General features: G+C 65.9%; 16 protein-coding genes and 1 riboswitch. Of the genes, 7 read left to right on the top strand and 9 right to left on the bottom strand.

From position 1 onward, the window contains the following. Window positions 1-26: 26 nt before the first annotated feature. A riboswitch (TPP riboswitch) is annotated at window positions 27-138 on the bottom strand. A 30-nt stretch (window positions 139-168) separates the two neighbouring features. From VH326_RS11230 to VH326_RS11265, 8 genes are all read right to left on the bottom strand, one after another. Next, complete coding sequence (locus tag VH326_RS11230) at window positions 169-693, bottom strand: hypothetical protein (RefSeq protein WP_329631909.1); 525 nt, start codon at window positions 691-693, stop codon at window positions 169-171. A gap of 145 nt (window positions 694-838) precedes the next feature. After that, window positions 839-1,852, bottom strand: a complete 1,014-nt coding sequence (locus tag VH326_RS11235) for a ferritin-like domain-containing protein (protein ID WP_329631910.1) — start codon at window positions 1,850-1,852, stop codon at window positions 839-841. Between the two features lie 24 nt (window positions 1,853-1,876). Next, window positions 1,877-2,839 (bottom strand): ferritin-like domain-containing protein, encoded by a 963-nt coding sequence (locus VH326_RS11240; RefSeq protein ID WP_329631911.1) that lies wholly within the window; start codon window positions 2,837-2,839, stop codon window positions 1,877-1,879. Between the two features lie 127 nt (window positions 2,840-2,966). Then, window positions 2,967-3,830 (bottom strand): MipA/OmpV family protein, encoded by an 864-nt coding sequence (locus VH326_RS11245; protein ID WP_329631912.1) that lies wholly within the window; start codon window positions 3,828-3,830, stop codon window positions 2,967-2,969. Between the two features lie 80 nt (window positions 3,831-3,910). Beyond that, the gene (locus VH326_RS11250; protein ID WP_329631913.1) at window positions 3,911-4,618 is read right to left on the bottom strand and encodes a sterol desaturase family protein; all 708 of its coding nucleotides are present in this window, start codon (window positions 4,616-4,618) and stop codon (window positions 3,911-3,913) included. A gap of 72 nt (window positions 4,619-4,690) precedes the next feature. After that, on the bottom strand, window positions 4,691-5,227 hold the full coding sequence (locus VH326_RS11255; protein WP_329631914.1) for a hypothetical protein: 537 nt from the start codon (window positions 5,225-5,227) through the stop codon (window positions 4,691-4,693). 45 nt (window positions 5,228-5,272) lie between these two features. Beyond that, window positions 5,273-5,848, bottom strand: coding sequence for a DUF2585 domain-containing protein (locus VH326_RS11260; protein ID WP_329631915.1), 576 nt, complete (start codon window positions 5,846-5,848; stop codon window positions 5,273-5,275). After that, complete coding sequence (locus VH326_RS11265) at window positions 5,845-6,432, bottom strand: TetR/AcrR family transcriptional regulator (protein ID WP_329631916.1); 588 nt, start codon at window positions 6,430-6,432, stop codon at window positions 5,845-5,847. The genes VH326_RS11260 and VH326_RS11265 overlap by 4 nt, the downstream gene beginning before the upstream one ends. Window positions 6,433-6,508: 76 nt before the next feature. On the opposite strand from VH326_RS11265, the gene VH326_RS11270 reads away from it, so the two are divergent. The 6 genes from VH326_RS11270 (at window position 6,509) to VH326_RS11295 (ending at window position 12,094) form a co-directional block, all read left to right on the top strand. After that, window positions 6,509-7,120 carry a glutathione binding-like protein gene (locus tag VH326_RS11270; protein WP_329631917.1) on the top strand — a complete coding sequence of 204 codons (612 nt, stop codon included), beginning with the start codon at window positions 6,509-6,511 and terminating at the stop codon, window positions 7,118-7,120. Between the two features lie 155 nt (window positions 7,121-7,275). Then, a complete protein-coding gene (gene crtY / locus VH326_RS11275) occupies window positions 7,276-8,433 on the top strand; it encodes a lycopene beta-cyclase CrtY (protein ID WP_329631918.1) in 1,158 nt (385 codons plus the stop codon). Continuing rightward, entirely contained in the window at window positions 8,430-9,908 is a 1,479-nt protein-coding gene (locus VH326_RS11280) for a phytoene desaturase (protein ID WP_329631919.1), read from the top strand. The genes crtY and VH326_RS11280 overlap by 4 nt, the downstream gene beginning before the upstream one ends. Before the next feature lie 356 nt (window positions 9,909-10,264). Then, the gene (locus tag VH326_RS11285) at window positions 10,265-10,846 is read left to right on the top strand and encodes a TIGR00730 family Rossman fold protein (protein WP_329631920.1); all 582 of its coding nucleotides are present in this window, start codon (window positions 10,265-10,267) and stop codon (window positions 10,844-10,846) included. Next, entirely contained in the window at window positions 10,843-11,823 is a 981-nt protein-coding gene (locus tag VH326_RS11290; protein WP_329631921.1) for a phytoene/squalene synthase family protein, read from the top strand. Before VH326_RS11285 ends, VH326_RS11290 begins: the two co-directional genes overlap by 4 nt. 91 nt (window positions 11,824-11,914) lie before the next feature. Continuing rightward, window positions 11,915-12,094, top strand: coding sequence for a hypothetical protein (locus VH326_RS11295; protein ID WP_329631922.1), 180 nt, complete (start codon window positions 11,915-11,917; stop codon window positions 12,092-12,094). A gap of 101 nt (window positions 12,095-12,195) precedes the next feature. Here the strand turns inward: VH326_RS11295 and VH326_RS11300 are convergent, their stop codons facing one another. After that, entirely contained in the window at window positions 12,196-12,426 is a 231-nt protein-coding gene (locus VH326_RS11300) for a hypothetical protein (protein ID WP_329631923.1), read from the bottom strand. 93 nt (window positions 12,427-12,519) lie between these two features. Between VH326_RS11300 and VH326_RS11305 the strand changes: the two genes are divergently transcribed. Continuing rightward, window positions 12,520-14,343, top strand: coding sequence for an ABC transporter ATP-binding protein/permease (locus VH326_RS11305; protein ID WP_329631924.1), 1,824 nt, complete (start codon window positions 12,520-12,522; stop codon window positions 14,341-14,343). Window position 14,344: the final 1 nt, after the last annotated feature.

The raw sequence follows: 14,344 nt of genomic DNA on the forward strand, positions 1-14,344 counted from the left end.
GTATCGAAGCGAGGTCACGGATTTCGGGAAGAAAACCGCCCACTCCCTCCGCCCGTATTACCGGGATCAGGTTCGACGGGTCGCGGGATATTCCGCTCTCAACCGGCGATTGCGCGCACGGCTCCCCGGGGATGGCTTGGTGTAGGCCGGATAGCACCGGCGTCCAAGTCAAACTTGTGGGATACCGAACAGTCTATCGACCAAGGCGATCGTGTCTTGCACGGGAAGGAAGCTGCTTATCGGTATTGATCGGAGCGCGGGGCGCTCGGCTTTTACGCCTAGCGCATTGCCCTTGGTATGCCAAACGGCCTTGTCGCCAAGCGACGGCAGCGGATTGCCCGCCGTGCCAGCGAAAAGTCGATATTCAGCGATCGACAGCGTCGTCGGATCGTGCAGCATCAAAACCGCGCAGCCGGACGGCTTGTCCGCCAAGCGAAGTTGCAATCCAAAGTCGCGGCGCGCGCCAGACACTTGCATCGCCTTGAGCTGAATATGGCGCACCGTGCTGCCAGCTTCGATGATGAGGTCATATCCGCTATTGTCGACTTCGCTGTGAGATACGGCAAAATCGAAAATGCCGCGTCGCCACAATTCGCTCGTCACATCGCTGACGAAGCGATGCTCCAATATCTTTTCGCGCGTCGACGAAAAGGTGGAGAGGGCGGTAATCCAGATCGATCGTTCGGCGGGCATCGCGCCTTGTCGGTGAACGGTGGCGGAATGCAAGAGCGCCGCTAGAGCTACCTTAGCGCCACGTCGTCAGACGGAGCGGGCCTTGCCCGCCCCGCTGCCCGACGTGGCGTCTCCTGGATTGCTGGCGCAATCCAGGTGCGCCCGCTTATGGTTCGGCGGTGCTCGTCTTGATGTTGCCGTTAACCCCGGTCGGGAAGAAGCCGCCCGCCGCGACCGCCGACTTCGACAGATAGGCGATGTTGAGCACTTGGCCGGTCGTGCGGCTGTAGGCGAGGCCGTTGCCGTCGGCGGGCACGATGTTCGAGGTGACGCCGCTATCGGGGCTGGCGATGCCCTTGTCGTCGTCGCTCGGGCCGTCGAGGCTGTCGCGCGCGTCGCTGATCTTGCCGGCATTCTCGATCAGCTGGAGCGCGGGCGTGGCCAGCCCCTTGCGGTAGAGCACGGTGCGGATCAGCCCGGCATGATAGGCCTCGGCGGCGAGAATCCCGGCCGCGGCCTCGACATAGACCTGGCTGAGCAATGGCGCCGCGCCCTTGTACGCGGTGACGCCGACATCCTCGAAGACGAACGCGCCGAGCAGGAAGTTTTCATCCGAGGCGTAAGGGTCGAACGTGCCGCCTGCGCCGACCACGCCAGCCGCGCGCGCCGCCGCGGTGAACGCGCCGCTCGCGCCGCCGTCGATGTTGATGTTGGGCATCGCCACCGCCGCCGCGCCCAGCGTGGTGCGCAGGAACGCGACATGCTCGGCTTCGTCGGCCGCGATCTCGCGCGCATATTGCGCGACCAGCGGGTCGCTGAACGCGACTTGGGCGCCGCCGGTCACCGTGCCCATCGTACCCGTGCCGCCGGTCTGCGCCGCCGGCAGCCCGGTGCCGTAGACCGCATACGAATAGAATTGCGCCTCGAGATATTCGAGGTTGAGCGCGAAGTTGAGGATGTCGAGGTCGGCCGCGGTCGACGTCGGGGTCGGCGTCGGCGACACGCTCGACGAAGGCGTCGGGGTCGGGGTGGGCGTGCTCTTGCTTTTGCACGCGCTCAGCAGCGCGAGCCCGCCGAGCGTCGCGACGCCGCTCGATGCGAGTGTCAGGAAGCGCCGGCGTTCGGCGCGGCGGCGGTCGCAAGCGTCGAGGACGGCAAGCGCGGTATCGTTGTCGATCATGACTGTTTCCCTATTCGCTTGGCGTCAGTTGGCGGCCGAGGTCGTGACGGTGCCGTTGACCCCGGCGGGGAAGAACCCGCCCGACGTCACCGCGGCGTGGTTGAGGTAGACGATGTTGAGCACCTGGCCGGGCGACCGGCTGAAGGCGAGGCCGTTGGCATCGAGCGGCGCGATGTTCGACGCGGTGCCGCCGTTGATGGTCACCGGGGAGATGCCCTGATCGTCGTCGCTCGCGCCGTCGAGGCTGTCGCGCGCGTCGGATATGGCATCGGCGCTGGTGCGCAGGCTCGGCGTCGCGAGGCCCTTGGCGTAGAGCGTCGTGCGGATCATCGCGGCGTGATACGCCTCGACCGCGAGGATGCCCGCCGCCGCTTCGACATAGGTCTTGCTGACGAGCAACGGCGCTGCGCCCTTGTACGCGGTCACCCCGACATCTTCGAAGATGAACGCGCCGAGCAGGAAGTTCTCGTCCGAGGCATAGGGGTTGAACGCGGTGCCGACGGGGACGAGGCCCGCCGCCTGCGCCGCCTTGCTGAACGCGCCGTTGGGGTCGGTGCCATCGATGTTGATCGCCGGCTGCGCGACCGCGACGGTGCCGAGTGCCGCGCGCAGGAAGGTGACGTGCTCGACTTCGTCCTTGGCGATTTCCTTGGCGAAGGCGGAAACGATGGGATCGGTGAAGTTGACCTTCTGCCCGCCGGTCACCGCGCCTTGCGTGCCGGTGCCAGTCAACAGCGTCGAGGCGAGCCCGGCGCCGGTCGCCGCGAACGAATAGAATTGCGCTTCGAGATATTCGAGGTTGAGCGCGAAGTTGAGGACGTCGGCGTCGGTGACGGGAACGCTCTGTGCATGGGCTTCGCGCGACAGGGCGAGAGCGCCCGCGCCGATCGCGGCGGCGCCGAGCGCCGTGCGGAAGAATTCGCGCCGTTCGTTACGCCGCTTTACGCGCGAATCGAACGCCTCGATCAACTGGGCGTCATCGGCCATCGTGTCAGTTCCTCTTCTTCCACACGGGGTTCCCCCCGCCCCCGTTAGCGGGGCTTGCGGGCGAACGGTAGAGGATAGACGCGCGAATTCGGCAGCCCGATGCGGATTTTGCGGCCGATGCGGACGATCAGAAGGTGTAGGCGAGCCCGACTACGCCTTGCCACTGGCTGCGGTTGCCGGCGATGCTGACGATCGGCGATCGGCCGAAATCGTTGAGCAACCGCGTATAGGTGCCGCCCGCGACGAGCTTGAAGCCGTGGAGCAGATCGCCGGTCAGCGACACGGTGCCGATCGCGCCGGCGGTCCAGTCCTTCCACCCGCCGCGCGTGTAATAGACCGGCAGACCGCTCGCGAGGCTGCCTGCGGGATCGACGTCGAAATAGGCGCGGCCGTAACCGCGCTCGGCACGCTCGGCGGAGACGTACAAGCCGACCGCGGCCTTGTGGCTGAGCGGGGTGAAATAGTTGACCGTCGGCGAGAAGATCCCGGAGCGCATTGCGCCGGTCACGCCCTTCACGTAGCTAACCGAGAACGACAGACGGTCATACTCGCTGGTGATCACCCCGGTCTTGCCGATCCCGACGAACCCACCGACCTCGATCGAGGTCGAGCGCTTGCCGAGCGCGCGGACTCGCGGGTCGTCGATGCTCTTGAGGCTCGATCGGTTGAAATTGACCACGCCGATCGGCCCCGCCTGAAAGTCCCAGGTCGGGCCGGGTTTGTTGGGGATGAGGTCGATCGAGGCGCGGTTGCCCGCCAGCGTGAAGTTGAACCCGGACACCGACCCGATCGCGCCGGGTACGGGGCGCAACACATAATGGTCCGATCCCTCGTAATCCGGGATGTACGCGCCGCCCGCGCCGATCGTGATCGAATCGCCACCGGTATCGACCGGCGCGGCGGCGGGCGGCGTGGCGGGGGCGTCCTGCGCGAAAGCGGGCGCAGCGGCGAGCGCGGCGGCGAGGGCAGTCAGGCTGAAGACGAGGCGCACGGGCGGTCCCTTTTCGTAATGTTACGCGCTCGCAACGCCCGCCTTGGCGTTTTGCTCCTTCGCGTCGCGGCGGTAACCGATCAGCTGTTGCGCTTGGGCAACGTCGGGTCGAAGCTGCCGATCCCGCGATCGGTGCCGCACAGGCGATCCCAGACGCGGAAATAGAGTCCGTAATTGCACCGATAGTCGGCGTGATGGCGCTGATGATGGCTCGCGGTGATCAGCCAATTCCCCAGCCTTCCGCCCCATATGAAGCGCGGGAAGATTTCCCACCCCATGTGATTGGTGACGCCCATGACGGTCATGATCGCGAGCACGACGCCGAGCGCACCGATGTGGATCGGAACGACGAACACCAAAGCAGGGATCACCACCGCGCCGGTCAGCGCCTCGACCGGATGAAACGCCATCGCCGCCCAGGCGGTGGGCGGCCGGCTGGCATGGTGGACCGCGTGCGCGAGGCGGAACGGCCGCGGCCGGTGCATCCAGCGATGTGTCCAGTAGAACCAGGCGTCGTGCGCGAAGAGATAGAGCAGCACCGACAGCGGCAGGTACCAGAGCGGGAAAGCGTGGAGATCGGTGTAGATCAACGTCCAGCCGCGATTCTGCCAGCCCCAGGCGACGATGCCTGCGGGGATGCCATAGATCGCGGCAGAGGCGAGGCTCCACATGATCTCGCGCCGGATTTGCCTGTCGAGGCCGGTGTAGAGGCCGGGGCGGACGGCGCGGGTGGCTAAGGCGAACGCGCCGCTGCTGGCGACGTAGCGCAGGCCCACGATCAGCGTCATCGCGAGCGCAGAAAGTAGGATGGCGAGGATTGGGGTCACGGCGTCAGTTTACGCGCGGCGCTGATCATTTTGTTACCGTTGGCAACCGGTCGCTTTGAACAGTCCTAGCGGCATGACTTCGCGCGGGGCGCGAGGGTCACCGTAAGCGAGATAGGTCTGGTCGTACCACAAAGCGGGAATGAGCTCGGGCGCGAACAGATAGGCGGGCGCCGGATCGCGCGAACTCGGCACGAAGTTGAGCGAACTCAAATTGCCCTTGAACATGTAAAGCCCGATGATTTCCCTGTCGGACCCACCGATGTCGGCTGCCCTGGCACGATCAGCCGCGCGTTCCGCCGCTTTTTCGGAAAGACGAGGATCGACATCCGGCTGCAGGTAGATGTTACCGGCGCCATTGGGAACGGCTGGAGAGAACCAATATGTGTGCCTCGGGGTACGCAAGAAAAGCACCAGATCGGAAAAAGAGCTTGGCTCCCGCGTTTTAACAAATCCCATCGTGAATTGCGTCGCTCCTTCGAGATGATAGATGACGCGATCAACCGGGCACGGCGTGTTCGTCGGCTTGGCCGTCCCGAGGTTGGGCCATAAAAACAGGATGGTCGCGATCATCAACGCGTGCCGCACTGGCGTTCCCTTCGAACCGCACTTTAGCGATCATCCCCCCGCTTGCCATACCCGGATCGCGTCGATCGGGTGGACCAGCATCAGCACGTTGAGCGTGAGGTTGTCGCGGATCACGGCGAGTGCGAGGAGTTCGAAGAACAGCGCGAGGGCGACGGTCGCCCACCATGGCAAGCGCCGTGCGGCGGCGAAACCGAGCATCATGAAGACAATGTCGCTCATTGAATTGAGGATGCTGTCCCCCGAATAGCCGGCGGCGGCAGTGGCGGCGCGGTAGCGGTCGATGATGATCGGCGAATTTTCGAGCAGTTCCCAGCTGCCCTCGACCAGCACCGCGAGCGGCAGCGCCCAGTTGCGAGCCTTGCCCGGCAGCACCAGCCACGCCGCGCCGTAGAACAGGAAGCCGTGGATGATGTGGCTGAGCGAATACCAGTCGCTGACTTGCTGGCTGTTCTCGGCCGACCATACGGCGCCGGTCCACAATTTGATCGTCCCGCACAGGCAGATCGGCGGGCGATGCCAGGCGAATTCGACCGCTGCGTAGGCGACGATGATAAAGACCGCGAGGCCGAGCGCGCGGGCGTGGACGGTGAGCGGTGGGCGAGTCACGCGATCAGGTCTACGCACGCCTGTGCGATCGCGTCCAGTTCCTCGCGCGGCGCACCGGCGCGGGCGCGGACGCTGAGGCTGTGGATCACCGCGGTGACCAGCCGCGAATGCGCCGCCGCCTGGGCGTCCCCGCGCGTTTCGAGCAGCGTCTCCACGCGCTGATCCTCGATCGCGAGGAACGCCGCCAACCGCTCGCGAACGTCGGCGTCGTCGACCGCGCTCGCCGCCGAGATCGAGATCATGATGCACCCCGACGGCCCGGCCTCGCCGGTCAGATAGCCGTCGACGACGAAGCGGAACATCGCGGTCAGGCTTTCGCGGAGCGGGAGGTCGCTCGCGATCAGCGTGTCGAAACTGGCGCCGACTCGAGCGATCGTGCGGTCGAGCGCGGCGAGGTACAACGCCCGCTTGTCGCCGAACGCGGCATAGAGGCTCGGGCGCGCGAGCCCGGTCGCCTCGACCAGATCGTCGAGCGAGGTCCCGGCATAGCCGCGCGTGCGAAACCGCTCCGACGCGGCCTTGAGCGCATCGGCGGGATCGAACCCGCGCGGTCGGCCGCGCGGCTTGGCTGGTTTCTGTACCAATTCGCAAACAATCCTTGACTCGAAACCAATTTATGCGGAACGGTACAAAAATCAACCGGCTTAAGGAGACGTGACCATGAAGCTCTATTTCATCCCCTTCGCGTGCAGCCTGGCGACTCGAATCGCGATCAACGAAGCCGAGCTCGACGCCGAGTTCGTCCAGGTCACGCCCGGCCAGCCGCTCCCCGACGGGCGCGACTTCGCGAGCGTCAGCCCGATGGGGTACGTCCCGGCGATGGAAGCGGGCGCGGTGACGCTGAGCGAGGGGCCGGCGGTGCTGACCTATATCGCGGACCTCGCCGCCGAGGGGGTGCTGGCGCCGGCACCGTACACCGCCGAGCGTTACGAGCTGACCAAATGGCTCAACTTCATCTCGACCGAAATCCACAAGGCGGTGTTCGCGCCGCTAATGACCGGACGGTCGAACGAGGGCGCACGCGAATGGGCGAAGGGGCAGGCGGACAAGCGCTTCGGGCTGTTGTCGGCGCACCTCGACGGGCGGCAATTCCTGCTCGATCAGTTCTCGGTGGCCGATGCGTATCTACTCGCGGTGCTCAATTGGTGCGAGTTCGCCGGGATCGATATCGCGCAATGGCCGGTGCTCAAGGATTGGCGCGCCGCGATGCGTCAGCGTCCGTCGGTCGCGGCGGCGATGGCGACCGAGATGCCCTTGCGCGAGGCGGCGTGACTTCTTCCGCCCCTCCCCTTCAGGGGAGGGGTAAGGGGTGGGGGATGCCTCGCAGAGCGGACCGCCTGTGACTGCCCCACCCCAACCCCTCCCCTGAAGGGGAGGGGCTAAGTGAAGGGGTTACACCCGCGCGCTCAATGCCGTAGCGCTGCCCGATGCCCGCGATCATCCAGTGCGACGTGGCGATCGTCGGGGGCGGGCTCGCCGGCGGGCTGATCGCGCTCGCGCTGCGGCAGAAGCGGCCCGATATCGACCTGCGGCTGATCGAGCCGGGCGCGATCGGCGGCAACCATGTCTGGTCGTTCTTCGCGAGCGACATCGCCAACGCCGACCGCTGGCTGGCGGCGCCGCTCGTCAGCCATGGCTGGGCGGATTACGAGGTGCGCTTCCCCGCGCATCGCCGCGTGCTCGGCACCGGCTATTATTCGATCGAGTCCGAACGCTTCGCGCGTCTCGTCGCCAAGCACCTCGCGCCCGGGCAGCTGATCGCCGAGCGCGCGATCGCGGTCGGCGCGGGGGCGGTGGTGCTGGCGAGCGGCGACCGGGTCGAGGCGGGCGGCGTGATCGACGCGCGCGGCGCGGGCGACCTGTCGGCGCTCGACCTTGGCTGGCAGAAATTCGTGGGGCGCGAACTCCTGCTGGACCGGCCGCACGGCCTCGACCGCCCGATCGTGATGGACGCGACGGTCGAGCAATCCGACGGCTATCGCTTCGTCTATACCCTGCCGTTCGCGGACGACCGATTGTTCGTCGAGGACACCTATTACAGCGATACGCCCGACATCGACCGCGCGGTGCTGGCCGAGCGGATCGACGCGTACGCCGCCGCGCAGGCGTGGTCGGTCACGAGCGTCGTCCGCGAGGAAGCCGGCGCATTGCCGGTCGCGATCGGTGGCGATTTCGAGGCGCTGTGGCGCAGCGGCGGCGGCGACAAGGTCGCCAAGGCTGGGCTTCGCGCCGGGCTGTTCCACCCGACCACCGGCTATTCGCTGCCCGACGCGATCCGGCTCGCGGTCGCGATCGCCAAGGCGAGCGACCTGTCCTCGCCCGCGCTCCACGATCTCACCTATGGTATGGCCAGGCGCGCTTGGGATTCGCGGGGGTTCTACCGCATGCTCGACGCGATGTTGTTCCGCGCCGCCGAGCCCGATCAGCGCTATCGAATCCTCGAACGCTTTTATCGGCTCCACCCCCGGCTTATAGGCCGCTTCTATGCGGCACGATCGAGCATGATGGACAAGGCGCGGATCCTGATGGGCAAGCCCCCCGTGCCGGTCGGCCGCGCGCTCGCCGCGATCCGGGGTACGCGATGAACAAGGCGATCATCGTCGGCGCCGGGTTCGGTGGACTCGCGCTCGGCATCCGGCTGCAATCGGCCGGGGTCGCGACCACCATCGTCGAGGCGCGCGACAAGCCGGGCGGACGCGCTTATTTCTGGGAGCGCGACGGATTCACCTTCGACGCCGGGCCGACGGTGATCACCGACCCCGCTTCGCTCAACGAATTGTGGAAGCTGACCGGGCGCGACATTTCGGAAGACGTCGAGCTGATGCCGGTAATGCCGTTCTACCGGCTCAACTGGCGCGACGGGACCAGCTTCGATTATTCGAACGACGACGCGCAGCTTCGCGCGGAGATCGCGCGGCTCGATACCGACGACGTCGCGGGCTACCAGCGGTTCCTCGAATATTCGGCGGGCGTGTATCACGAGGGGTATGAGAAGCTCGGCACCACCGCGTTCCTCGATTTCGGGCAAATGCTCAAGGCCGCGCCCGCGCTGATGAAGTATCAGGCGTGGCGGTCGGTCTATTCGATCGTCTCGCGTTACGTGAAGAACGAGAAGCTGCGCCAGGCGCTGAGCTTCCACACGTTGCTGGTCGGCGGCAACCCGTTCACCACCAGCGCGATCTACGCGCTGATCCACAAGCTCGAAAAGGATGGCGGGGTGTGGTTCGCCAGGGGCGGGACCAACCGGCTGGTCGCGGGGATGGTTGCGTTGTTCGAGCGGCTCGGCGGCAAGATGCGGCTTGGCGACCCGGTGGCGAAGATCGAGACGCTCGGCGACCGCGCGACCGGCGTCGTCACTCGAAGCGGCTGGCAGGATGAGGCGGAAGCGGTCGCGACCAACGCCGACGTGATGCATTCGTATCGCGACTTGCTGAGCGGCTCGCGCAGCGCGCAACGCACAAAGCGCAGCCTCGAAAAGAAGAGCTGGTCGCCGTCTTTGTTCGTCGTCCATTTCGGGATCAAGGGGACGTGGCCGGGCATCCCACACCACATGATCCTGTTCGGCCCGCGCTATAAGGAATTGCTCGAGGACATTTACGACCACGGCGTGCTCGCGGAGGATTTCTCGCTCTATCTCCACCACCCGACGGTGACCGACCCGAGCCTCGCGCCCGAAGGCCATTCGACTTTCTACGCGCTCGCCCCGGTGCCGCACATGGGCAAGTTCCCGGTCGATTGGGACGAAGTCGGGCCGATCCTCGAACAACGCATCCTCGACGAGATCGGGCGGCGGCTGATCCCCGACATCCACGATCGCATCGTCACCAAGTTCAGCTACGCGCCGAGCGATTTCGCGGGTGACCTCCACGCGCATCTCGGCAGCGCGTTCAGCCTCGAGCCGACGCTGCTGCAAAGCGCCTATTTCCGAGTCCATAATTGCGACCCGCACATCAAGAACCTGTTCTTCGTCGGCGCGGGCACGCATCCCGGCGCGGGGATTCCGGGCGTGGTGGGGAGCGCCAAGGCGACGGCGCGGCTGATGTTATCGTCGGCTGAATAGGAGGTATCCGATGAGAAACTTGAAAATCCTGCTTTTGCCTTGCGCAGTGATTATGTTGGTCGGAAACAATTCGACTGCGGTCGGAAGCGACCGTGCTAAGTGGTGCCCGTCAAAGATAGGCCCGGACGGTAAAAGATTGGCATTAGCCGATTATTTCGTGGCGGTCCCTAACAATACTTCGCTCGAAACGCTTCATCGCGTGGACGAGTGCGAACGTATCGTTAGCTCAGAAATTGCTGCCTCGAATCTCAAGAGCAAGCGAGAATACAACCTAGTGGGTATGCGCGTGTGCATTCGAGCAAGAAATTTACCGGTCGAGATACGAGATACGAAGAACTGTTAGGCGTTGTAGGCAAATGAACCGTATCGCCGTCTACTGCGGGTCTGCCTCCCCGAGCGACCCCCGGTATATCGACAACGCCCGCCATGTCGGCCGCACGCTCGCGGAGCGCGGGATCGGCGTCGTCTATGGCGGCGGCCGGCTCGGGCTGATGGGCGCGATCGCCGATTCCGCGCTCGAAGCGGGCGGCGAAGTGATCGGGATTATCCCCGACGCGCTGGTCGCTGCCGAAGTCGCGCATAAGGGGCTGACCGAGCTCCACGTCGTCGGCACGATGCACCAGCGCAAGCAGGCGTTCACCGATCTGTCCGACGGGTTCGTCACCTTGCCCGGCGGCACCGGCACGATGGACGAATTGTGGGAGGCGCTGAGCTGGGCGCAGATCGGCTATCACGCCAAGCCGGTCGGGCTGCTCAACCTCGATGGCTATTATGACGGGCTGGTCGAATTCTGGGGCAAGATGGCCGAGGTCGGCTTCGTGCGGCCGCAGCATGTCGGTCTGCTGATCGTCGCGGCGACCCTTGAGGAATTGCTCGACAAGATGGCGGCGTTCGAGCCCGCGACGACGATCGGCCAGATCGGCGCGAAGGATCTGTGAGGGGTAGCGAATACGCCGTGCTCCGGAGTGAGGCCGACCTCCCCTCGCGCGCCGCGATCGTCGCCACCGCACGGGAATCGATCGCGCGTGGATCGAAAAGCTTCGCCGCCGCCTCGCGGTTGTTCGGGCGCCGGGAGCGCGAGCAAGCGTGGTTGCTCTACGCCTGGTGCCGCGCTTGCGACGACATCGCCGACGGGCAGGATCACGGCCACGACCTTTCCGCCGTGCCCGATCCCGAGGCGCGGCTTGCGCGTATCCGCCTGCTGACCGAAGCGGCGCTGGCGGGCGAAGTGGTCGGCGATCCGGCGTTCGACGCATTGCGCATCGTCGCTTCGGAAACCGCGATGCCGCACGCGCTCGTCTACGATCTGATCGAGGGATTCCGGCTCGACCTAGACGATTGGCGGCCGCGGTCGGAGGACGATCTGTACCGTTACTGCTACCATGTCGCGGGCGCGGTCGGGTGCATGATGGCGGTCGCGATGGGCGTATCGCCGGACGACGACGCGACGCTCGACCGCGCGTGCGACCTCGGCATGGCGTTCCAGCTCGCCAATATCGCGCGCGACATCGAGGAGGACGACCGCGGCGGGCGTTGTTATCTGCCGATGGATTGGCTGGTCGAGATGGACATGCCGCCGGGCCAGCACATGAAGCCGCCGTTCCGGCAGCGGCTCGCGGTGCTGGCGAAGCGGCTCGCGGACCGCGCTGCCGAATTCGAGGCGAGTGCGCGGGTGGGAACCCACAAGCTGAGCTTCCGCGCCGCCTGGGCGGTGCTCGCGGCCGCGGGCATCTATGGCGAGATCGGACGCCAGGTGGCGGCGCGCGGGGAACATGCCTGGGACCATCGAGTCACCATTTCGACGCTCGCCAAGCTCGGCTGGATCGCCCGCGCTTTTGGCCAGGCGATCGCGCGGCAACGGCTTTATCCGCCGCACCCGCGCGACCCCGATTTGTGGACGCGCAGACGGGGTTAACGCGGCCTAAGCCATCTTCTTGCAGGAACCCGCAACATCGCGAGCGCATTGAAGGCACATGACATTGTTATCGCTTAAATTGTCCCGCGCCGTGACCGCTGGCCGCCGCGATCCGGCGCCGCCCGCCGACCGCGCATCGTTGCTGGTAACCTTGCTCAGGAAGCGCGCCGCCGCGCACAATGTCGGTGCGGAGGATCTGGAGGCGATGCTGCGCGATCAAATCCGCTGGGCGCTGCCGATGGCGGAACCGGACGAGACCCACGCAGAATAGTTGCCGTCATCCCAGCGAAGGCTGGGATCGCAAGCCGTATCGCGCCATCGCCTGAGACCCCAGCCTTCGCTGGGGTGACGAACTATTTTCTATTCGAGATTTCAGCCGCGCTTGGTCGCGACCGCGCGCTGCGCCATCGACTCGCCGATCTGGCGGCAAGCGGCGGTGATCGTCGGGTAATCGAGATCGGTGTTGCGCATCAAAGCGGCGGGCATCGCCGCCTGGCATTGCGCCGCGCTCTGGTACCGGACCGTCTCGATCCGCTGCTGCGCGCATTGCGTCTGGCCGTCGCCGCAGCCCATGATCGCGATCACATAGAATACCGAGCCCATGACGCGTCTCCCGTACTGGTGCTGAAACTAACAAGGGTTAGGTGCGGTTCCGCCGCTTCCTTCGCGGACGTGCGCATCCTACATGGATGAGCGATGCCCCCCGTCGTGCTTCCCCCGACCAAGGACCGCCCGCTGCTGCCGACGCTGCGGCGGTTCCTGCCCTATCTGTGGCCCGCCGACGCGCCCGGCCTGAAGCTGCGGATCGTGATCGCGATGACGTTCGTCGTCGCGTCGAAGGTGGTGCAGGTCTATGGCGCCGCCTACGCGCTCAAATATGCGGTCGATGCGATGGCGGGGCGGCACGCCGGCGTCCCCGACGTGCCGACCTTCGTCGTGCTGATGGTGATCGGCTATGCCGCCGCGCGATTGTCGACCACGGCGTTTGACAATGTCAGGAACGTCGTGTTCGAGCGCGTCGGGCAGGAGGCGACCCGGCGGCTCGCGGCGAGCGTGTTCCGTCACCTTCACCGGCTGAGCCTGCGCTTCCACCTCGAACGCCGCACCGGTGCCGTCACCAAGGTGGTCGAGCGCGGCACCAAGAGCATCGATACGATGCTCTATTTCATGCTGTTCAATATCGCGCCGACGGTACTCGAGCTCGGCCTGGTGATGCAGATCTTCTGGTCGAGTTTCGGCTTTGACCTGGTCGCCGCGACGCTCGGGATGATCGTCGTCTATATCGCGTTCACGCGCTGGGTGACCGACTGGCGCAACGCGCTCAGGAACCGGATGAACGACCTCGATACCGGCGCGGTGGCACACGCAGTCGATTCGCTGCTCAATTTCGAGACGGTGAAGTATTTCGGCGCGGAAGAGCGCGAGGCGCGGCGCTACGACGCTGCGATCCAGGCTTATGCCAGCGCCGCGGTAAAGAGCGAGAACAGCCTGGCATGGCTCAATATCGGGCAGGCCGCGGTCACCAACGCGATGCTCGGCGGCGGGATGGCGCTCGTGGCGTGGCTTTGGAGTCAGGGCCGCTCCACGCCGGGCGACGTGGTGTTCGTCTCGACCTTGCTCAGCCAGCTGTTCCGTCCGCTCGATCTGCTCGGGATGGTCTATCGCACGATCCGCCAGGGCGTGGTCGACATGGGCGCGATGTTCGACCTGCTCGACACGCCGGGAGAGATCGTCGATGCGCCGGGCGCCAAGCCGCTCAACGTGATCGACGGCCATATCCGCTTCGAGGATGTGCGGTTCGGGTACGATCCCGGCATGCCGATCCTCAAGGGCATCGACCTCGACATTCGGCCGGGGCAGACGCTCGCCGTCGTAGGCCCGTCGGGCGCGGGCAAGTCGACGCTCGCGCGGCTGATGTATCGTTTCTACGACCTGACCGGCGGGCGGATCACGATCGACGGCCAGGATATCGCGACGGTGACGCAGGCCAGCTTGCGCGCCGCGATCGGCATCGTCCCGCAGGACACCGTGCTGTTCAACGACACGATCGGGTACAATATTGCGTATGGCCGCGAAGGCGCCGACGAGGCGGATATCGTGCGGGCGGCACAGGGCGCGGCGATCGCCGGGTTCATCGAGCGCCAGCCGGACCAGTACGATACGCGAGTCGGCGAGCGCGGGCTGAAGCTGTCGGGCGGCGAGAAGCAGCGCGTGGCGATTGCGCGGACGCTCCTGAAAGACCCGCCGATCCTGATTCTCGATGAAGCGACCTCGGCGCTCGACAGCCGCACCGAGAGTGAGATCATGGAAACGTTGGAAGCGATCGAGCGCGGCCGCACCACCATCGTCATCGCGCACCGCCTGTCGACCGTGGTCCATGCCGACCAGATCGTCGTGCTCGAGGCCGGCCAGGTTGTCGAGCGCGGCAGCCACGCCGAACTGTTGCGCAAGCGCGGGCTCTACGCCGATATGTGGGCGCGCCAGGCGCAGGAACGCGAGGAAGCGCTGGCGGCGGAGTGAC

It is taken from the genome of Sphingomonas sp. (assembly GCF_036269755.1).
Lineage (GTDB): Bacteria > Pseudomonadota > Alphaproteobacteria > Sphingomonadales > Sphingomonadaceae > Sphingomonas.

Excerpts from the sequence above, each read along its gene's own strand:
- VH326_RS11230 (WP_329631909.1), bottom strand. The coding sequence starts at position 693 with ATGCCCGCCGAACGATCGATCTGGATTACCGCCCTCTCCACCTTTTCG.
- VH326_RS11235 (WP_329631910.1), bottom strand. The coding sequence starts at position 1,852 with ATGATCGACAACGATACCGCGCTTGCCGTCCTCGACGCTTGCGACCGC.
- VH326_RS11240 (WP_329631911.1), bottom strand. The coding sequence starts at position 2,839 with ATGGCCGATGACGCCCAGTTGATCGAGGCGTTCGATTCGCGCGTAAAG.
- VH326_RS11250 (WP_329631913.1), bottom strand. The coding sequence starts at position 4,618 with ATGACGCTGATCGTGGGCCTGCGCTACGTCGCCAGCAGCGGCGCGTTC.
- VH326_RS11255 (WP_329631914.1), bottom strand. The coding sequence starts at position 5,227 with ATGATCGCGACCATCCTGTTTTTATGGCCCAACCTCGGGACGGCCAAG.
- VH326_RS11270 (WP_329631917.1), top strand. The coding sequence starts at position 6,509 with ATGAAGCTCTATTTCATCCCCTTCGCGTGCAGCCTGGCGACTCGAATC.
- crtY (WP_329631918.1), top strand. The coding sequence starts at position 7,276 with ATGCCCGCGATCATCCAGTGCGACGTGGCGATCGTCGGGGGCGGGCTC.
- VH326_RS11280 (WP_329631919.1), top strand. The coding sequence starts at position 8,430 with ATGAACAAGGCGATCATCGTCGGCGCCGGGTTCGGTGGACTCGCGCTC.
- VH326_RS11285 (WP_329631920.1), top strand. The coding sequence starts at position 10,265 with ATGAACCGTATCGCCGTCTACTGCGGGTCTGCCTCCCCGAGCGACCCC.
- VH326_RS11300 (WP_329631923.1), bottom strand. The coding sequence starts at position 12,426 with ATGGGCTCGGTATTCTATGTGATCGCGATCATGGGCTGCGGCGACGGC.
- VH326_RS11305 (WP_329631924.1), top strand. The coding sequence starts at position 12,520 with ATGCCCCCCGTCGTGCTTCCCCCGACCAAGGACCGCCCGCTGCTGCCG.